The sequence below is a fragment of the Streptococcus oralis subsp. dentisani genome (genome assembly GCF_003944205.1).
Taxonomy (GTDB): domain Bacteria; phylum Bacillota; class Bacilli; order Lactobacillales; family Streptococcaceae; genus Streptococcus; species Streptococcus oralis_BH.
The window spans coordinates 40,479-59,018 of the sequence record NZ_RJPH01000012.1; the positions used below are offsets into that span (position 1 = coordinate 40,479).

An 18,540-nucleotide genomic window follows, 5' to 3' on the forward strand; every position below is an offset into this window, starting at 1 on the left:
ATTTGTTTAAATCTCGATGAAGTGGCATTATTCAATGATATAAACATTAAATTTTTTTCTCTTACCACCAACTATGTATCTCTCAACACCTCCATCCCACCACAAAACAGTATCAGATAAAATCTCTAAAAAAATATTTTTAGAAATTTCATCATTGATAAAAGGATACTTTGCATTATTTATAAAAATATTAATGCTATCTGGGATTATATAGTCAGGACGCTCAAGACGATCAGCTAGTGCATCCCAATTACCATCTTGGAGATCATCAATATTAAAACCTTCCGCTAATATCTGTACCACATCTTTTTCACTCTGTACTGTTTTTCTATCAATATTTAGATAAAAATAAACAGAGAATTTGAACATTAAATATATTTTCTCTAATTTTGTTATTGTTTTATATACATTCACCTTATTTTACCTTATAAATTGTTCTCAATGCTTAGTTATGTAATACAAACCAGTTTCTCGTTCTTTGATTCTTTGGATGATTTATCTATAAAACATCATTATCCTGCCAAAAGAAATGAGCACCCTTTAAATCAAGATGTTCTATCTGAATGTCACGACAAACAATTGTCATTTGCAACAAACCAATATCAACCATACACTTCACAAAATCAGGATTCTCCTCATAAATTTGTAAAGAAATTTCTTGACCATGATGATGTAATTCTCCTCTAGTCATGTTTTTAACGGGTTGATCTTTTCTCCACTGAATGTCTAAAGCATCATTGCTATACTCTACTTTTGCGCATACTAAAAACTTAATTTCCCAGTATTTTTCTTTGTTATGATAATCTTCTAAGCACAAAGAAACCTCATCTCCAAAATAGGATATCTTTAAATCTAGTATTCCCATTTCCCAATAATCTATTTCTTCGATCTCTTTTTGTTTTCTTTTTAAATCAAATCGTAACACGACTTCTCTCCTTAATATTTATATCTCAAATTTGTCTATCATTTTTATAGTAATATTATTTTCATAAAAGATCCAAACTTCTAGCAATCTGCTTTTCAATTTCTGTATAGCTGCATAGTTTTTTACTCAGGAGATATTTAAGAGCCATGTATCTTTTGTCCTATGAAAGTATAGAAAGGCTTAATCTTCTTGTTTTTAAAGAATGAACATTTTGAACAGTTAATCTCGCTTTGTGTCATCCTGCTCATACTATAAATCTATCAAAACCATCCTTCCTCGAGAGTTATATATATGATTCTATTGCATCTGAATAGGTTATTAATACTACTCGTCTATTCTTTTTAGTAGAAATTCTATAAAATTATCTGCATAGTATTCTCCATCTTTAAAAACAGGTAATTCATTGGTCAGACCGTCCTGATTTTGAAAATAGAACATGCCATCACCACATTCACAAATAACTAATTGCTCAGAATTACTGAACCCCTCTTTTCTATTCAGCTCATTTATATAAACAATATCGCCTCCTACAACAGTATCAAAATCTAATCCATAAATACTGAATATTTCTTCTCCATAAATCTCTCCCCCCATATAATTTTTCAGCCACCACTTATACGTTTCAGGGAAAAGAAAATTTAATCTTTTCTCAGCTTTTGTAATCCATTCATCAGAAATTTCCTTTCCAAATGGTGCAAAATCTACACCCTCGCTAGAAGCAATCTTTTTCTTCAATTCATCAATCATTTTTCACCTCATTTTATCAATAACATCTCCAGCTATATTTTCCCAATAATTTCCTCTCCGTAAGTTAAATTCACTGTGATTAATCCATTTCCTATCCTACTTATATTTATGATTTCTATTTACACTGAGCAATTCTTTTTGACTATCAATTCCATCTATGCTGAAGTAACTACTGTAAAATAAAAATGTTTTCCATTACTATCTATATACTGGTTGATATAATCTTTTGCTACAGAAATTGACTGGAGTAAGTCGCTACCATTATTTTTAGGAGAATAATACCAACTATCATAAGTCAATTCAAGTCCCCCATCTCCTTCTACATAGACATCGCCACCAAGAATCATAAACTTTTTCGACTCTATCCAGTCAATATATGCCAACATATCTTGATATGTATATGCATAACTTGCAACACCCAATTCTGCTAGCGACTGACCTCTATTTTTAAAATTAAATTTACCTAGTTCCATATGATTAGACTCCTACTTTTTCATTTTTAAAAAGATAAGAAAAACATTCAATTTCATATTTTTCATATGCCACGACAACCTCTACTTCTCCAATTTCCTTATCAAGTCATGTAATAGCTTTTACTATCATATATCCTATTTATAAATAATTCTAAGATTAAGAGTCAATCCTAACAAATCTGTCAGAGATTTTAAATGGAGGACAGGAATTGATTGAGCATTCTGTCATAAAATAAATTTCCTGAATAATTCTGGAATTCCACCTTCCTGTGTAAATAAAGTCTTTACAGCAAAATCATTATCGCAAAAACAACTTCTTGAAAGTCATTATCAATTCTCCACTCAATATCCGTATAAGGAATATTATCATTTTCTACATTAACGATTTCAAACCAACCTATTGCCATTCCATAAAAAATAATCTCTTCCAATATCTGAATTGAATATCCTTTGTTTCTAATAAAAAATGAAAATAAAGTCGAAATGATAGCATCTTCTTCCGCTATTGATAGTAGTAGTTCTCTTAAATCCTCAATAGTCATTCTTATCTACCTCAAGTTAATAGAATTAAGGCTCCCAAAAGAAGTTCTGTTCTCTGACTAAAACCTTAGAAACTTGAATTTCTTGGCACACAATCTTAATTAACATACTTGATAAAATAATTGTAGCTTGTATCATATCATTTTTCTCTTCGATAAGTCTAATGTCATGTACAGTGTGAGACATGAGATTTTCAAAAGGAATATCTTTCATATTGAAATTCCTTGTGCCACTCTTGCTTTCCCAACATGTCCAACCAGCATCCGTCTCATAGTCAACCTTAAAACAACGGTAGAAAACTATCTCCCAGCAATACTGATCCGATTTGCCATTTTCAATCTCGATATAGAGTTTACATTCATCCCCGAAAAATGAAGCTCGAAAGTCTAATGCGTAGGAATCCCAGTACTTCGTACTGTCAATCTGTTCCTGTAGTTTTAAAATATTCATTTCCTCTCTCCCTTGTTTTATGAAAAGGCATAGGTTCTAGTAGCGGATTCATTATTTTTGTTTTTCATCCGATACATTTTTTATTTCATACAACACTACTATATCTATTATCAGTTCAGTTACTCTATTCAGAAAAACTTAGTGGCACAATCTCTACATCCCCAAGATTGTCAACTGAGTAGCGTTGACTACCATTTTTAAACCAGCGTTCTAGAACGACATCATAGAGCATAAAGTGGGATTTTTCTTTAATCCAAGCTTCATCAATCCCATAAGGCCTTAAATACTCTAGTACTTCGTTTGGATTTGTTATCTGAAAATTTGGTAAGCCTTTAGTCGAGCTAAAACTATAGGAACTTTTTAAATGTAGCTCTAAATCAGATTCTTTTCCACTCTTCACTTCTATATTATAACCAATTAACCCGTAAGCTAATGATTGATCAGATTCTGAAATTTCAATAGTTTGTTTGAGCATCTTATCTCTATAATCATAGTCAATAAAAAGATATCTGCCATTAGGTAACGATCGTCTATACTCAATTAGAAATGTTTCTTCAATACCTACATACACTAATATAGTTTCACTCTCAGATAAGGCTGATTCAAGACTCATACCAACTATAATATCCTTATCGCGATATGATTCACCTCCGTCAACGGCTTTACTAAAATCAGCGAGGCCAGGTAAAACACCACTATTTATCTCTGCATAGTTCATTTCTAAAAAAACATTGCTTAAAGATTCATATACTCCCTTATAATAATTCTTTTGATAGACACGATATAGACCAAACAAAGTTAGAAAAACTAATAAAATTATGAGTACGATTTTTAAAAATTTTTTCATCTACCTTTTTCCTTACTTAAATCTTGGGTAAACTGATAAACAACATTGTTCTTCTCTTTTAACATCTCCATTGCTTGGGTATCATTCTATTCAGAAAAACTGAGTGGTACAATCTCTACATCCCCAAGATTGTCAACTGAGTAACGTTGACTACCATTTTTAAACCAGCGTTCTAGAACGACATCATAGAGCATGAAGTGAGATTTTTCTTTAATCCAAGCTTCATCAATCCCATAAGGCTTTAAATACTCTAGTGCTTCGTTGGGATTAGTTAGGTAAAAATTAGGTATCGAATCCCCTGTTTTCGACTGACGTGATAATTCTTTATATGCCTCCAAATCTAGTTTTCCCTCATCCTTATGGAGTATATTGTAACTAGCTAAGTCATACGCTACCGACCATTTAGAATCTGAGATTTCGACTGATTGGTTGAGTTTCTTATCATTGTAGTCATATTTTATATAAAGATATCTCCCATCAGATAATAGTTGCTGGTATTCAATAATAAAAGTTTCTTCAAAACCTACAATCACTTCTAAACTTTCATTTTCAGACAAGCCTGCATCAAGTCCTATAGGAATTATCCAGTCTGGATCTCTAAACGATTGACTCCCATCAACGGCTTTACTAAAATCAGCAAGTCCAGGTAAAACACCACTATTTATCTCTGCATAGTTCATTTCTAAAAAGACATTACTTAAAGATTCATACACTCCTTTATAATAATTCTTTTGATAGACACGATATAGACCGAACAAAGTTAGAAAAACTAATACAGTTATGAGTACAATTTTTAAAATTTTTTTCATTTCCCTTTTTCTTCTCTATATACTTACATATAACTTTTCTGCTATATTTGAAATCAAAATAATGATAGTCCACCCTACCCTAACTCCTTAGCTATTCTGCTTTTTTCAAGTTTACCCTTGGTAATTCGTCTCCATAAAACAAGTGGGTTCAAACTATAAGACAGACGTACGAGGTAATAATTAACCCATTCGATAAGGGCAAAAAGCTGTATCAGCGCGGCTAAGATAGCAACTTGGACACTCTGTGTATTCCAGACAATAAAAGGAAAGCCTGAAATAAGTAAAATAAGATCTAGTATTCTGAGCCCACCATATATTCTAGGGACATTTCCACTTCCGAATTGAGGATTTGACAGTCTTCTAATCAAAATCGCCCAATAGATTGAACCTTGAAGCAAAATAAATGTCAGTAAAGACAAAGGATAGAGAATGGTGACTAGACTCTTCCAATCACCAAGCCGATTTTTCAAAAGGAAAAAACAAAACCAAAAGGATAGGACGGCTGAAAGCTCTCCCAAACAGAGGGAGACCAACTCTTTTCTAACTTTCTCTTTTTGTATGTTCATCATCTCACCTATCTATCATCCTATATCAGAAAAAAGTTAATTTAAGCATTTTCTAGTCAACATTTCTTAGAATCAAGGCATTCTAAGCGTCGAACAGTCCAATTACTTTAATATAAATGCAATTCTAAGTTTAGAATTGCATTTATATATATGTTTTAGACCTATTCTAAGTCTATAATAGCCTTAAATTTTAATTTTTGAAGGATTCTAAAGCTAGAAGAGCTCTAAAATCACGAGAACTAAGCTATTCGAAGCTTAGAAGAACCTTTAGTGAATTTCAATAGCACTTCAACTAGCTATTCTTACAATTTTTCTGATGAGCTTTGAGTTTTTTTAGAGCCCAGTCATAGTGACTGGAAGTGGCACTCACAAAGTAGGAGCCAAGACTTGTCCCACCCGTCCACTTATAGACACCTTTTGTGAACAATTCGTCATTGCTGAAGCCTTCCAACAACTCTAAAACCTCTTCATGCGATTGCTCTAGTAGTCTAGTCGCTTCTTCTAAAGACGTTTTCTGGTGCTTCTTCCAAAATGCGACATTCATTTCCCCATAAGTTTTCCAATTATAAGGTTCAGGGAGAAAAGGTCTTTCATGACCCTTTTGATTGGAATGTACCCAGGTCAAAAGTAACTGATGCCATTCATAGAGATGGATCAGGACATCCCGTAGATTTTTATCTCTTTTCCAGTGAGCTTCTTTTTTCTTTTGGTCTTTTGAAAAATCAAAAGGAGTCTGTAGTTCCTCTTCACTTAATTTAGAGATAAAGTGATTGAGCTTTTCATAGTTTTCCTTAGAGGCTAGCATTAGCTCCTCTTTTGTTCTTGGTCTTGGCATAGGCGTTCTCCCTTCATTTTCTAGTAGGTTGAGGTATTTTCTTACTTCATTATACCATAACCATAATCAAAAAGCAGTTCTTCATTTTACGAAAAACTGCTTTTACTAACTATTTTTTAATGCTTATAGTCACTACTTTACATATAAATCTCTAAAGCGACCATCCACCTCTGCTATCTGATAGAACAAGCGGGATAGTTCTTGGTAATCTTCTTTTAAACACGAAAGGTGGGCTTGGCCAAATAGAGATGCCAATTCCTCTTTTAATCTTGCCCCTTTCGGATCATGATCTTTTAAGAACTTACTGAGATAGAGATTTCGAACAGCTGCAAGTTTAAAGCTGAAATACTGGTGCAGTTGTTTTTGCTCCGTATTTAAGCCGTTTTCAGCAACTGCTTTTGCATAGCATTCCAAAACACCGTTTTGGCCATTCAAATATCGGTTCTTCATAATCCTTGCTGTTTCCTGATAGATTTCAGTCTGACTAGGACTCTTAACCTTCCTAAAATTTCCCCACATGGAGTAAGCCCCTCGCTTATAGTCAATAGCCTCTGCCTTCCAAGCTTCTAAGAGGTCATTAAAAGCAACCTCCATACAGGCAAAACCAGCTGGATCATGCAAATAGAGATACTGATCATCAATGTCATACACGGTTACAAAATGATCCACACCATAAAGGATTGTGTGATTGGGATTGTAGGTCAGATGGCCCATATCAAGAGGTCCCAGAACGACAGGTCCATTGGACAGAAACGTTTCTAACTTCCTTTTAATCTCTTCCAAATCTACTTCCACTCCATCTTTTAGATAGGAGTCCTCATAGTCAAATCCTAGTATTTTTAAAGAATGAGAAATAGAAAGATCTGGCATTCCGTTATCAAAGAATACTAGAGGGTGCTGCTCATCTTCCTTCACAATGCTAGCGCCATTTCCCATTACCATAATTGCCTCTAAAAACTCTGCTTTAAAGTCATAACCATAAGCATCCAGTGCCATTTCCAATGAATAGCTATAGCAAAGTGATACATCTCCAAAATACATCTGCATATTCCTGCCTCCTTATCTTCTATGAGACTATTATACCGAGAAAACTATTCGCATGCCCCATAAAATCCAAACAAAAAATATGGGTATTTGTGATTTACGGGCATGAATGTCAATAATTAAAAACTCTGTAAAAGATATCTTCTACAGAGTTAGGTTTGCATCTTTATAAAAAGTCAGAAAATGTTCTAGTTCTTAATCACTGGTATCCAGAGTTCCATTTGATAGTCTGGTGATGACATGTCACCTTCGGTATAGACTTCAAAGTCTGGTGAGCCTGAGTGGCGATAGCCAGTTTCTGGGAAAAAGACTTCCAAAACATACCTCCAAGCATTGTGAATGCTAGCTGGTATAGGGCCTTTGACTGGGACGATAGCATATTCAGCTTCGGAGATTTCTTTGATTGAGAGTCCTAGTTCTTCTGCTTTAGCTTTATCTGTCACCTCATAAGCAGCCATATAGTTAATGATTTCGCTCTCTTTGACATCCGAGCAGACACCAAAGGATTGGCCACTACCCAAACCTTCTAGCATTTCAAAGCTGTGATGGGCATAGAGATACTCCCAAGCAGACGGGCACTGACTATTGTCAATAGCTTCCAATAAGACACCTGCCACGGAAAATACGGGTTTCTTTTGAATCTTGATATCCATGTTCTTTCCTCCTGTGATTTTTAAGGATAATTGAAGTCTAGGAAAGATCCGATAAGGTTTTCCATTTCGAACTTCTGAGGGAGTTGCACCATGGAATTTCTTGAAGGCTGAGCTAAAAGCATCCGCAGAATCGTAGCCGTATTTCATCGCTATGTCAATGACCCTCTCAGAGCTGTCTCGCAAGTCCATCACAGCTTCGGACAGCCTGCGATTACGCAAATATTCTGCCAAGGTCATATCTGCTAGGATAGAAAAGAGCCTGCTAAAAAGAGGGTAAGAATAGCCCGATAGCTGCTGAAATCTTTTCATATCCACTTCTCCAGTCAGCTGCTGCTCCAAATAATCTATGGTTTGGTTGAATTGATGCATCATATTCTTTTTTCTTACCTCCATAAGATACAAAGGACGTTAAAATCAAAGTGAAAATAGGAAAATTGACGCTGGAGCTTCTGATCCTAGGAAATTCTGTCTTTTTCGCATAGCTTTTAGGCCGTGTTCAATCTATCTATATTCTAGCAAATACAAGATACTTCCGTCCTAGAATATTTGTACAAGATTTAAAGGTTCAAATCCTTATAACTTATCTTTTAATTTCTCAACAAAGAGATAGGCTGCTGGGCAGGTCAAAGTATTTTTAATTGTCAGATGATTAATTTGATAAATCTTCTTGCGATCTGTATGAGGGAACTCGCGGCAAGCCTTTGGTCGAACGTCGTAGATTGAGCAGAGATTGTCTCCTCCTAGAAAGGGGCAGGGCATGGATTTGAAAACCTTGTCCCCATCTTCATCCACCTGCAGAAACTCCGCTTCAAAAGCCGGTAATTTCATCTTAAAATACTTAGCGATACGGGTGATGTCTGCCTCTTTAAAGTCTGGTCCCAAAGTCTTACAACAGTTAGCGCAGGCGGTGCAATCAATCTCAGAAAAAACTTCTTGGTGGATCTGCTGCGCAATCGTATCTAGATTCTTTGGTGGCTTTTTCTTTAGATTTGCTAACACTTTACGATGCTCTTTCTGCTTTTGCAAAGCTAGCTGGTGGTAATACTCAATATCAATTTTTTTAGACATAATTGCTTTCTAATACAAGTGTTTTTGTCTATTATACCATAAACTCTGCCCCCTTTTTGCCCCCTGAACAGAAAAAAAGCCCTTCGGATAAAATCCGAGGGGCTCAAAACGTTGTTAAATCAACGGCCGAACTGTTGAATTTCAAGGTTCGGGATAAAATAGTTCACTGAGCTATTTTATTTTTTAAGGTTGTAGAATGATTTCAATCCACGGTATTCAGCTACTTCACCAAGTTGGTCTTCGATACGAAGCAATTGGTTGTATTTAGCGATACGGTCTGTACGTGAAAGTGAACCAGTCTTGATTTGTCCTGCGTTAGTTGCAACTGCAATGTCAGCGATTGTTGAATCTTCAGTTTCACCTGAACGGTGTGATACAACGGCAGTGTAACCAGCTTCTTTCGCCATTTCGATAGCGTCGAATGTTTCAGTAAGAGTACCGATTTGGTTAACTTTAATAAGGATTGAGTTAGCTGCACCTTCTGCAATACCTTTTTCAAGGTAAGAAGTGTTTGTTACGAAGAAGTCGTCACCAACCAATTGAACTTTACCACCAAGACGTTCAGTAAGAGCTTTCCAACCGTCCCAGTCGTTTTCGTCCATACCATCCTCGATAGTGATGATTGGGTATTTGTTTACCAATTCTTCAAGGTAGTCGATTTGTTCTGCAGCAGTACGTACAGCAGCGCCTTCACCTTCGAATTTAGTGTAGTCGTAAACTTTACGTTCTTTATCGTAGAATTCTGATGAAGCACAGTCAAATCCGATAAATACGTCTTTACCAGGAACATATCCAGCAGCTTCGATCGCAGCAAGGATAGTTTCAACACCGTCTTCAGTTCCTTCGAAACGAGGAGCGAATCCACCTTCGTCACCTACGGCAGTTTCCAAACCACGTGATTTAAGGATTTTCTTAAGAGCGTGGAAGATTTCAGCACCCCAACGAAGAGCTTCTTTGAATGATGGTGCACCAGCAGGTACGATCATGAATTCTTGGAAAGCGATTGGAGCATCAGAGTGAGAACCACCGTTGATGATGTTCATCATTGGAGTTGGAAGAACTTTAGTGTTGAATCCACCAAGGTAGCTGTAAAGTGGGATTTCAAGGTAGTCAGCAGCAGCACGAGCTACAGCGATAGACACACCAAGAATTGCGTTTGCACCCAATTTACCTTTGTTAGGAGTACCGTCAAGAGCGATCATAGCACGGTCGATAGCTTGTTGATCACGTACATCGTAGCCGATGATTGCTTCAGCGATGATGTTGTTTACGTTGTCAACAGCTTTTTGTGTACCAAGACCACCGTAACGAGATTTGTCACCGTCGCGAAGTTCAACTGCTTCGTGTTCACCAGTAGAAGCTCCTGATGGAACCATACCACGTCCGAAAGCACCTGATTCAGTATAAACTTCTACTTCAAGTGTTGGGTTACCGCGTGAGTCTAGGACTTCGCGAGCGTAAACATCAGTAATAATTGACATTTTTTACTCTCCTTTGAGTTAAATTTTTTACACCTCTATGATACCTTAAAAATAAGCGTTTTTCAAGAAAAAACGTTATCTTTGTGCAAATTTTCCTTAACTTTATAAAGTAATCGCTTTCTTTTATCTGTTTTCTTGCGATTTTTGTGATATACTGTTTTTATGACAGATTTATCAAAACAACTACTAGAAAAAGCTCATGGTGGGCCGAAATTAAACCCAGACGAACAACGCCGCTATCTCGGCACTTTCGAGGAAAGAGTTCTTGGCTACGCTGATATCAGTACTGCCAATAGTCCTGAATTAGAACATGGATTTTTCTCTATTTTAGAGGGTTTTCAAGAAAAGGTAGAAATACTTTTTGTGAAGATCTCGCCAAATATCGAGTTTGACAAACAGGTCTTTTACTTAAAACAAGCAAAGAAAAGCAACTGCCAGGCGACTATTGTTTCAGACGATCATATCACCTCTCCTTTTGGTCTAGTTATTCACACGAATGAACCTGTTCAAGTAGAAGAAAAGGACCTTAGACTTGCATTTTCAAGTCTTTGGGAGGAGAAAAAGGCAGAGGCTCCTAAAAAATCCGTCTGGAAAAAATGGTTTAGTTAATCCTTTCTCAAATTTAACAAACGACCAATATTAGTAGCTGTGTGCTCCAAATAGAGACTTGCATTTTTCAAACTGTCTTCCAAAGGCTCACTTTTCTCTAGAATAGAAAATGCTGCTTGTATATTTTCGAATGGTAGGGGTGGCAAATCGTTAGCAAGACTTCCACAAATAGCAATAACAGGGACTCCGTTAGGGGTTCTTTTTGCTACACCGATAGGAGCTTTTCCAACAAAGCTTTGACTGTCCAGTCTACCTTCTCCAACGATAACCAAGTCAGCACCTGCAACTTTCTTATCAAAGTCAATCAAATCCAAGCAGGTGTCAATCCCAGATACGATACTAGCCTCAGCAAAGGCACATAGCCCAGCCGCAATCCCACCGCCAGCTCCTGCTCCTTTAAGAGACAGGATTGAAGGCGATAATTTTTCATAGAACCGCTGCATCGCCAAATCTACTGTTTTAAACAAAGCAGGATCTAAGCCCTTTTGTTTTCCAAATGTATAGGTCGCTCCTTGGTTGCCACATAGAGGACTCACGACATCTGCTAAAATGCGAATCTTCACATCTTCAGGAATCCTATACAACTCGCTGTCTGAAATTGACTCGAACTCAAGCAAAGTCTGACCGCAAGCTGGCAATTCTTTTCCATTCTTATCATAAAAACGATAACCCAGACCAGCAGCAATGCCTATCCCACCGTCATTACTAGCCGTACCACCTACACCAATATAGATTTCTTTCATCCCTTGATCGATTAGATGGCGAATCAACTCTCCGATACCTCTGGTTTGGATGTGAAGGGGATTTCGTTTCTCCCGCGGAATCTTTCCAAGACCAACCAAGTCAGCAACTTCAAAGAGTGCTATTTGTCCTTTTTGAAAGTAGCGCATTTCTTCTTTTAGACCAAAAGGTCCTGTCACCTCTTGCCATTTTTCTTCGAGGTCAAGAGAATGTCGAATAGCATCTACAGTTCCTTCCCCACCATCACCAACAGGACAGAGCAGACATTCTACATCAGCTATTGACTGTTCGAAGCCTCTTTTTAGAGCTTGAGCGACCTCTTCTGCCGTCAAACTTTCTTTAAAAGAATCGGGTGCAATTACAATTTTCATAGTTCCCTCTCAATCTAAGATATCAATCAAAGGCAGAACTTCTAAAAGATCCCTCTTATCTACATGACAAGCTACCTCTGCTTTTACGACTTCTTTGGCACAAAAGGCTATACCGTGAACTGCTGACTTTAACATCAAAAGGTCATTGGCACCATCACCGATGGCAATCGTTCTTTCTTTGGGTAGTTTTAATTCTTTTCTCCATTTCTCAAGAGTAGCTTGTTTTACTTGGGCTATCACAATTTCACCAACTAATTTTCCTGTTAAAAAACCGTCTTTGACTTCCAACTGGTTGGCAGAGAAATAGGAGATACTAAGGGATTTTGCTAATCTCTCAACTATTGGTGTAAAGCCACCAGACACTAGACCGACTAGAATGCCCTTCTTTTGAAGGATGGAGATAAATTCTTGAGCATTCTTGGACAGATGAATGGATTTGAAGACAGTATCAAAGACCGAAATCGGAAGACCTTTTAACAATGCGACTCTCGCTCGTAAACTCCTTTCAAAGTCTAGTTCACCTTGCATTGCTTGATTGGTAATCTTTGAAATTTCCGCTTCGCAACCTGCTTCTCTTCCTAAAAGATCAATCACTTCCTCTGCTATCAGGGTGCCATCAACATCCATGACACAGAGGCCCATTACTTGAGTCATCACTTCTCCTCTTTTCTAAACAGCCCAAAAATCGTATGAAAGAATCATACGATTTTATCTATTAGTTGACTAAACTATGGTACAAGTCCAGGTAAGATTTGCAGGCTGTATCCCATGAGAAATCGCATTCCATAGCTTGTTTTTGTAGATTTTTCCAAACGTCCGGCTGGTACTTATATACATCCAAGGCTGTTTGGAAACTCCAGTTAAGCCAGTATGGTGTTAAATTGTCAAAGCTAAATCCAGTACCAGTTCCTTCGATTGGATTGAAGGATTGAACTGTATCACGTAAACCACCAACCTCATGAACCAATGGTAGAGTTCCGTAGCGCATAGCCATCATTTGAGATAAGCCACATGGTTCAAAACGACTTGGCATGAGGAAAAGATCACAAGCTGCGTAGATTTCTTGAGCGAGCTTGACATCGAAAGTGATATTTGCTGATAGCTTGTCAGGATAGACTTGAGCAAACCATGAGAAAGAATGTTCAAAAGCCGGGTCACCTGTTCCTAAAAGGACTATTTGAACGTCCTCCTGTAAGAAACGATGCAAGCTTTCTACAACGACATCAAAGCCTTTTTGGCGTGTCAATCGAGAGACAATCCCAACTAGCGGAACATCTGCTAGGACAGGTAACCCAACTCTCTCTTGCAATTTTGCTTTGTTTTGTGCTTTTCCTGACAAGTCATCCTTATCAAAATGATAGTCTAAAAGAGCATCTGTCTCTGGATTATAGAGATCAGTATCGATTCCATTAACAATACCCGAAACCTTACCTGACTCCATACGAAGAATCTGATCCAAGCCACAACCGAACTGACTAGTCATAATCTCATGTGCATAGCTAGGAGATACGGTTGAGACACGATCCGCGTAGAGAATACCTGCTTTCATCCAGTTAAGACAGTCATTCCAACGAAGGGTTCCATCAGCATACCGTTCAAAACCAACACCAAACAAATCCCACAACATTCCTTCAGAAAATTGACCTTGGAATTCCAAATTATGAATAGTTAAAACGGTTCTGATTCCTTGATATGCCTGAATCCATCTGTATTTTTCCTTCAAGAGAAAAGGAATCATAGCGGTGTGATAATCATGGGCATGGAGAATATCTGGAATGAAATCAATTCGCTCCATGGCTTCAAGAGCAGCCAGTTGGAAGAAGGCAAAACGTTCACCATCATCGAAATCTCCGTAAACATGACCTCGGAAGAAATACGTTTGATTGTCTACGAAGTAGAAGGTAACACCATTCAAGACGGTCTTCTTAATACCACAGTACTGTCTACGCCATCCTACACTCACTTCAAAGTGAAGAACATCCTCAATCTGGTCGCCGAACTTAGCCTCTACCATGTCATAGTAAGGTAAAACAACCGCAACTTCGTGCCCTGCCTTTACCAGTGATTTGGGAAGAGCTCCAATGACGTCTCCCAAACCACCTGTTTTTGAAAAGGGCGCACCCTCTGCTGCTACGAATAAAATTTTCATGAATGAATATCCTCTGTAACTTTTTCGCCTTTTTTGACTACAACTGGGTGTTCTGCAGTACCGCGAATAACGACACCGTCAGCAACTTCAACCCCTTTGTCCAAGATTGCATACTCAACTTGGGCACCTTGGCCAATCACAACACGTGGGAAGAGAAGGCTGTCTTTAACTAGACTATCCTTATGAACGTGAATATTACGTGATAGGACTGACTGAACTACTTCACCCTCTATGATACTACCAGAGGCGAACTGCGAAGTACTTACCTTAGAGGTGTTTGAGTAGTAAGTTGGTTCTTCATTCTTAACCTTGGTATAAATCTTTTGGTTAGGTGAGAAGAGAGAGTAGAATTTTTGAGACTCAAGCATATCAATATTGGCTTGATAATAGGATTGAACAGAGTGAATATTGGCTAGGTAGCCAGTGTATTCATAAGCAAAAGCACCTTCTTTAGCTGCCAACTCACGTAAAACATAGCGTAATTTTTCTGGGTATTCTTTTTGAACTTCTTCTTCCAAACGCTTAATCAACCACGGAGTATCAACGACGAATATATCTGTAGACATGTTGAAAAGTTCATCTGTTGATTTGGCATCAAAAAGTTTATGAGAAAGAACACGGTCTGTTTCATCCACTTCCAAGATGGCATTAACATCTGAAATATCCTTTTTAGGTAATTTCTTATAAACAACTGTAATCGGACGACCGGCAGTAGTATGTAAATGGAATACTTGATTGAGGTCAATGTTCACCACGATATCACAGTTAAGTGCAACCGTCTGATTTGATCCTGAACGTTTCAAATAAGTGAGAAGCTGTTGGTAATATTCTTTCCCAACTGTGCTACTTTCAACACGCGTATTATAAATACCTAGATAGTAGTGACTGAGAAGGGTAGATAAGCCCCACTCACGTCCTGAACGAATGTGATCAAAGACTGAACTGATATTATCTTGTTGGAAAATTCCAAAGACACTACGAACACCAGCATTTGCAAGGCTAGAAAGAGGGAAGTCGATCAAACGATATTTTGCTCCAAATGGCAAGCTAGCCACTGGACGATGATCTGTCAAAGTTGACATATCGTGAAAACCAACGGTGTTTCCTAAAATGGCTGAATATTTATCAATCTTCATCTGTTGCTACCCCCACTACTTCATCATATCCTACTACTTGTACTTCGTCTGTTCCATCAATTTCGACACCTTCAGAAATAACAGCACCTTCACCAATGATGGCACGTTTAATTTTTGCACCTTTTCCGATAATGGCACCACTCATGATTACAGAGTCTACTACTTCAGCACCCTCACGTACTTGCGCTTCTGTTGAGAGAATGGAATGCTTAACAGTTCCATCCACGAGACAGCCATCCACAACTAAAGAATCTTCTACATGAGCGTGTTTTCCAATAAAGTTTGGTGGTGAAATCAAGTTCCGTGAGTAGATTTTCCACTGACGATCACGACTATCCAAAGCGTTATTTGGATCAATGTATTCCATATTTGCTTCCCATAGAGACTCGATAGTACCAACGTCTTTCCAGTAGCCTTTGAATTCATAAGCATAAACGCTTTCTCCAGACTCAAGGTAGTTTGGAATAACGTTTTTACCGAAATCTGACATATCTACCTTGCTCTTTTCAGCGGCTACTAGCATGTTGCGTAGACGTTTCCAGTCAAAGATATAAATCCCCATAGAAGCTTTGGTAGACTTAGGTTCGGCTGGTTTTTCTTCAAATTCAACGATACGATTATTGGCATCTGTATTCATGATACCAAAGCGACTAGCTTCTTTGAGAGGCACATCTAGAACAGCTACTGTCAAGCTGGCGTTGTTGTCCTTATGAGACTGAAGCATGTCATCATAGTCCATCTTGTAAATATGGTCACCAGAAAGGATCAAAACGTATTCTGGGTTAACACTGTCGATGTAGTCAATGTTTTGGTAGATAGCGTGGCTAGTCCCTTCAAACCAACGGTTTCCTTCACTTGCAGAGTAGGGTTGAAGGATAGAAACACCTGTATTAATGCCATCTAGTCCCCAGCTCGAACCATTTCCGATATGGTTGTTCAAGGCAAGAGGTTGATACTGTGTAATAACACCGACGTTGTGAATCCCAGAATTAGCACAGTTTGAAAGAGCAAAGTCAATGATACGGTAGCGCCCACCGAATTGCACTGCTGGTTTGGCAATGCTTTGAGTGAGTTTTCCGAGACGTGTTCCTTGCCCACCTGCAAGGATCAAAGCTAGCATTTCATTCTTCATTTTCTACTCCTTTTTGGGTTTTATTTGTGACAGTTTTAGTTGGTTTCAAGCGACGTTTAATCTTCCAGATACTTGCTCCCATAGCTGGCAGGGTAAAGGTCAAGGTCTGCTCATAATCCTTCCATAATCCTTCTTGAGTTTGAACCGTTTGGTTGTATTCTTTCCAGACACCGCCCCATTCTTCTAATTCTGTATTCCAAACTTCTTCATAGACACCTGCGACAGGAAGTCCGATTGTAAAGTCTTTACGTTCAACAGGCGCCATATTAAAGACACAGACTAGCATTTCACCCTTTTTACTCTTACGAATAAAGGAAAGGACACTCTGATCTCTATTATCCGCATCGATAATTTCGATGCCGTCGTAGCTGGTGTCAATTTCCCAAAGGCAACGGTGCTCTTTATAGAATTGATTGAGTTGAGAAGTGAAGTACTTCATCTTAGCATTCATTGGATCTTCCAAGTTAGACCATTCTAGCTGTTCCTCAGACTTCCACTCTAAGAACTGACCATATTCGCTTCCCATGAACAAGAGTTTCTTACCTGGATGACAAATCTGATAAGTGTAGAGATTGCGTAGTCCTGCAAATTGATTGTATCGATCTCCCCACATCTTGTGCATCATGCTCTTCTTACCATGTACGACTTCATCATGCGAGAATGGTAAGAGGTAGTTTTCGTTGAAAACATACATAAAGCTGAATGTCACAAGATTAAAATCATACTTACGATAAATCGGATCTTCCTCGTAGAAACGGAGAATGTCGTTCATCCACCCCATATTCCACTTGTAGTCAAATCCAAGACCGCCCATTTCTTTCATACCAGTAATCTTTGTTGCTGATGAACTTTCTTCTGCAATCATCATCACATCTGGATGAGCTAACTTGATAACAGTGTTCAAACGTTGAAGGAAATAGTAGCCTTCGTAGTTGAGATTGCCACCGTCTTTGTTTGGAGTCCAAGGAGCATTATCATAGTCTAGGTAGAGCATATTGCTGACTGCATCCACTCGAATACCGTCTAAATGATAAAATTCAATCCAGAATTTAATGCTAGAAATCAAGAAGGACTGGACTTCATTCTTCCCAAGGTCAAAGTTAAGAGCTCCCCAACCGTAGTTATGGGCTTTGTTGTGGTCTTGGTATTCAAAAGTTGGTGTTCCATCGTAATAAGCAAGGGCGTCATCGTTGATGGTAAAATGACCTGGAACCCAATCCACAATTACACCGATATTGTTTAAATGACATTCCTCAACAAAATCTTGGAATTCTTCTGGTCGCCCGTAAGAGTGCTCCATAGCAAAGTACCCCATAAGCTGGTAGCCCCAACTCAATCCAAGCGGGTGAGCCATTAAAGGCATAAACTCGATGTGAGTGTAGTTCATCTCAACAAGGTATGGAATGAGTTCTTCCTTGAGTTGTGCAAAGCTGTATGGACTACCATCTGGATTTCTCTTCCAAGATCCAGCGTGAGCTTCATAAATATTGACTGGTCTCTCAAAAAAGCCCCAGCGTTTTCTCCTAGCTAGCCAAAGACCATCTTTCCATTTTTTCTCTGGAATATCAGTCAGGATGGCTCCAGTCTCTGGGCGGGCTTCAAAACGAACCGCCAACGGATCAATTTTCATAATCTGGTGCCCATTTGCACGCGTGATATGATACTTATAAATCTGCCCTTCATAAGCCAGACTTGTGAAGACTTCCCAAACACCTGCTTCATTACGAACCATGGGAATTTGATGCTCTGTCCAGTTTGTAAAATCACCAACTAAGTGCACAGCCTGAGCGTTAGGTGCCCAAACACGGAAAGTAAAACCAATTTCTCCGTCTTTTTCCTCTTTATGTGCTCCTAGATAGTGCTGGAGATGAAAATTTTCTCCAGTAGTGAAGGTTCTCAATGCTTCTTGATTATTCATCCAATCCCCTTTCTTTTTGTAAGCGTTTTCTATAATTCTATTATAC

21 protein-coding genes are annotated in these 18,540 nt (G+C 38.2%); 1 reads left to right on the plus strand and 20 read right to left on the minus strand.

What is annotated here, in order from left to right; all coding sequences use genetic code 11:
- Window positions 1-27 precede the first annotated feature (27 nt).
- The 14 genes from D8805_RS08275 to eno form a co-directional block, all read right to left on the minus strand.
- The gene (locus tag D8805_RS08275) at window positions 28-414 is read right to left on the minus strand and encodes a barstar family protein (protein ID WP_125416756.1); all 387 of its coding nucleotides are present in this window, start codon (window positions 412-414) and stop codon (window positions 28-30) included.
- Between the two features lie 85 nt (window positions 415-499).
- Window positions 500-925, minus strand: coding sequence for a hypothetical protein (locus tag D8805_RS08280; protein ID WP_125416758.1), 426 nt, complete (start codon window positions 923-925; stop codon window positions 500-502).
- A 324-nt stretch (window positions 926-1,249) separates the two neighbouring features.
- Window positions 1,250-1,672, minus strand: a complete 423-nt coding sequence (locus D8805_RS08285) for an SMI1/KNR4 family protein (RefSeq protein WP_125416760.1) — start codon at window positions 1,670-1,672, stop codon at window positions 1,250-1,252.
- Window positions 1,673-1,827: 155 nt separating this feature from the next.
- Complete coding sequence (imm40, locus tag D8805_RS08290; RefSeq protein ID WP_125416762.1) at window positions 1,828-2,145, minus strand: Imm40 family immunity protein; 318 nt, start codon at window positions 2,143-2,145, stop codon at window positions 1,828-1,830.
- 284 nt (window positions 2,146-2,429) lie between these two features.
- Window positions 2,430-2,687 (minus strand): hypothetical protein, encoded by a 258-nt coding sequence (locus D8805_RS08295; protein ID WP_260469921.1) that lies wholly within the window; start codon window positions 2,685-2,687, stop codon window positions 2,430-2,432.
- A gap of 25 nt (window positions 2,688-2,712) precedes the next feature.
- Window positions 2,713-3,135, minus strand: coding sequence for a hypothetical protein (locus D8805_RS08300; RefSeq protein WP_125416764.1), 423 nt, complete (start codon window positions 3,133-3,135; stop codon window positions 2,713-2,715).
- 124 nt (window positions 3,136-3,259) lie between these two features.
- Entirely contained in the window at window positions 3,260-3,982 is a 723-nt protein-coding gene (locus tag D8805_RS08305; protein ID WP_125416766.1) for a TipC family immunity protein, read from the minus strand.
- A gap of 86 nt (window positions 3,983-4,068) precedes the next feature.
- Window positions 4,069-4,791 carry a TipC family immunity protein gene (locus D8805_RS08310; protein ID WP_125416768.1) on the minus strand — a complete coding sequence of 241 codons (723 nt, stop codon included), beginning with the start codon at window positions 4,789-4,791 and terminating at the stop codon, window positions 4,069-4,071.
- A 74-nt stretch (window positions 4,792-4,865) separates the two neighbouring features.
- Window positions 4,866-5,369, minus strand: coding sequence for a hypothetical protein (locus tag D8805_RS08315; RefSeq protein ID WP_125416770.1), 504 nt, complete (start codon window positions 5,367-5,369; stop codon window positions 4,866-4,868).
- A 280-nt stretch (window positions 5,370-5,649) separates the two neighbouring features.
- A complete protein-coding gene (locus D8805_RS08320) occupies window positions 5,650-6,192 on the minus strand; it encodes a ClbS/DfsB family four-helix bundle protein (protein ID WP_125416772.1) in 543 nt (180 codons plus the stop codon).
- A 132-nt stretch (window positions 6,193-6,324) separates the two neighbouring features.
- On the minus strand, window positions 6,325-7,239 hold the full coding sequence (locus tag D8805_RS08325) for a peptidase (protein WP_125416774.1): 915 nt from the start codon (window positions 7,237-7,239) through the stop codon (window positions 6,325-6,327).
- A gap of 185 nt (window positions 7,240-7,424) precedes the next feature.
- A complete protein-coding gene (locus D8805_RS08330; protein ID WP_125416776.1) occupies window positions 7,425-8,261 on the minus strand; it encodes an AraC family transcriptional regulator in 837 nt (278 codons plus the stop codon).
- A 201-nt stretch (window positions 8,262-8,462) separates the two neighbouring features.
- Window positions 8,463-8,957: a YkgJ family cysteine cluster protein gene (locus D8805_RS08335; RefSeq protein WP_125416778.1), complete on the minus strand. Its 495-nt coding sequence runs from the start codon at window positions 8,955-8,957 to the stop codon at window positions 8,463-8,465.
- Window positions 8,958-9,133: 176 nt separating this feature from the next.
- Window positions 9,134-10,438 carry a surface-displayed alpha-enolase gene (gene eno / locus D8805_RS08340; protein WP_000022821.1) on the minus strand — a complete coding sequence of 435 codons (1,305 nt, stop codon included), beginning with the start codon at window positions 10,436-10,438 and terminating at the stop codon, window positions 9,134-9,136.
- 162 nt (window positions 10,439-10,600) lie between these two features.
- Here eno and D8805_RS08345 point away from each other — a divergent pair, with 162 nt between their 5' ends.
- Complete coding sequence (locus tag D8805_RS08345; protein ID WP_125416780.1) at window positions 10,601-11,047, plus strand: DUF1694 domain-containing protein; 447 nt, start codon at window positions 10,601-10,603, stop codon at window positions 11,045-11,047.
- Here the strand turns inward: D8805_RS08345 and D8805_RS08350 are convergent.
- From D8805_RS08350 to glgB, 6 genes are all read right to left on the minus strand, one after another.
- The gene (locus D8805_RS08350) at window positions 11,044-12,159 is read right to left on the minus strand and encodes a glycerate kinase (protein WP_125416782.1); all 1,116 of its coding nucleotides are present in this window, start codon (window positions 12,157-12,159) and stop codon (window positions 11,044-11,046) included. The two genes, D8805_RS08345 and D8805_RS08350, sit on opposite strands and share 4 nt — an antisense overlap.
- 9 nt (window positions 12,160-12,168) lie before the next feature.
- Window positions 12,169-12,813, minus strand: coding sequence for a phosphoserine phosphatase SerB (serB, locus tag D8805_RS08355; RefSeq protein WP_125416784.1), 645 nt, complete (start codon window positions 12,811-12,813; stop codon window positions 12,169-12,171).
- 61 nt (window positions 12,814-12,874) lie between these two features.
- Window positions 12,875-14,308, minus strand: coding sequence for a glycogen synthase GlgA (gene glgA / locus D8805_RS08360; protein WP_125416786.1), 1,434 nt, complete (start codon window positions 14,306-14,308; stop codon window positions 12,875-12,877).
- A complete protein-coding gene (glgD, locus tag D8805_RS08365) occupies window positions 14,305-15,444 on the minus strand; it encodes a glucose-1-phosphate adenylyltransferase subunit GlgD (protein WP_000687021.1) in 1,140 nt (379 codons plus the stop codon). Before glgD ends, glgA begins: the two co-directional genes overlap by 4 nt.
- Complete coding sequence (locus tag D8805_RS08370) at window positions 15,434-16,576, minus strand: glucose-1-phosphate adenylyltransferase (RefSeq protein WP_000787259.1); 1,143 nt, start codon at window positions 16,574-16,576, stop codon at window positions 15,434-15,436. Before D8805_RS08370 ends, glgD begins: the two co-directional genes overlap by 11 nt.
- Window positions 16,566-18,494, minus strand: a complete 1,929-nt coding sequence (gene glgB / locus D8805_RS08375) for a 1,4-alpha-glucan branching protein GlgB (RefSeq protein WP_125416788.1) — start codon at window positions 18,492-18,494, stop codon at window positions 16,566-16,568. Before glgB ends, D8805_RS08370 begins: the two co-directional genes overlap by 11 nt.
- Window positions 18,495-18,540: the final 46 nt, after the last annotated feature.

What these genes read in the sequence shown, in the direction of transcription:
- D8805_RS08295 (WP_260469921.1), bottom strand. Translation starts at nt 2,687, where the DNA reads ATGACTATTGAGGATTTAAGAGAACTACTACTATCAATAGCGGAAGAA.
- serB (WP_125416784.1), bottom strand. Translation starts at nt 12,813, where the DNA reads ATGACTCAAGTAATGGGCCTCTGTGTCATGGATGTTGATGGCACCCTG.
- D8805_RS08320 (WP_125416772.1), bottom strand. Translation starts at nt 6,192, where the DNA reads ATGCCAAGACCAAGAACAAAAGAGGAGCTAATGCTAGCCTCTAAGGAA.
- D8805_RS08285 (WP_125416760.1), bottom strand. Translation starts at nt 1,672, where the DNA reads ATGATTGATGAATTGAAGAAAAAGATTGCTTCTAGCGAGGGTGTAGAT.
- D8805_RS08330 (WP_125416776.1), bottom strand. Translation starts at nt 8,261, where the DNA reads ATGATGCATCAATTCAACCAAACCATAGATTATTTGGAGCAGCAGCTG.
- imm40 (WP_125416762.1), bottom strand. Translation starts at nt 2,145, where the DNA reads ATGGAACTAGGTAAATTTAATTTTAAAAATAGAGGTCAGTCGCTAGCA.
- D8805_RS08345 (WP_125416780.1), top strand. Translation starts at nt 10,601, where the DNA reads ATGACAGATTTATCAAAACAACTACTAGAAAAAGCTCATGGTGGGCCG.
- D8805_RS08370 (WP_000787259.1), bottom strand. Translation starts at nt 16,576, where the DNA reads ATGAAGAATGAAATGCTAGCTTTGATCCTTGCAGGTGGGCAAGGAACA.
- D8805_RS08350 (WP_125416782.1), bottom strand. Translation starts at nt 12,159, where the DNA reads ATGAAAATTGTAATTGCACCCGATTCTTTTAAAGAAAGTTTGACGGCA.
- D8805_RS08305 (WP_125416766.1), bottom strand. Translation starts at nt 3,982, where the DNA reads ATGAAAAAATTTTTAAAAATCGTACTCATAATTTTATTAGTTTTTCTA.
- glgB (WP_125416788.1), bottom strand. Translation starts at nt 18,494, where the DNA reads ATGAATAATCAAGAAGCATTGAGAACCTTCACTACTGGAGAAAATTTT.
- glgA (WP_125416786.1), bottom strand. Translation starts at nt 14,308, where the DNA reads ATGAAAATTTTATTCGTAGCAGCAGAGGGTGCGCCCTTTTCAAAAACA.
- eno (WP_000022821.1), bottom strand. Translation starts at nt 10,438, where the DNA reads ATGTCAATTATTACTGATGTTTACGCTCGCGAAGTCCTAGACTCACGC.
- glgD (WP_000687021.1), bottom strand. Translation starts at nt 15,444, where the DNA reads ATGAAGATTGATAAATATTCAGCCATTTTAGGAAACACCGTTGGTTTT.
- D8805_RS08335 (WP_125416778.1), bottom strand. Translation starts at nt 8,957, where the DNA reads ATGTCTAAAAAAATTGATATTGAGTATTACCACCAGCTAGCTTTGCAA.
- D8805_RS08310 (WP_125416768.1), bottom strand. Translation starts at nt 4,791, where the DNA reads ATGAAAAAAATTTTAAAAATTGTACTCATAACTGTATTAGTTTTTCTA.
- D8805_RS08325 (WP_125416774.1), bottom strand. Translation starts at nt 7,239, where the DNA reads ATGCAGATGTATTTTGGAGATGTATCACTTTGCTATAGCTATTCATTG.
- D8805_RS08300 (WP_125416764.1), bottom strand. Translation starts at nt 3,135, where the DNA reads ATGAATATTTTAAAACTACAGGAACAGATTGACAGTACGAAGTACTGG.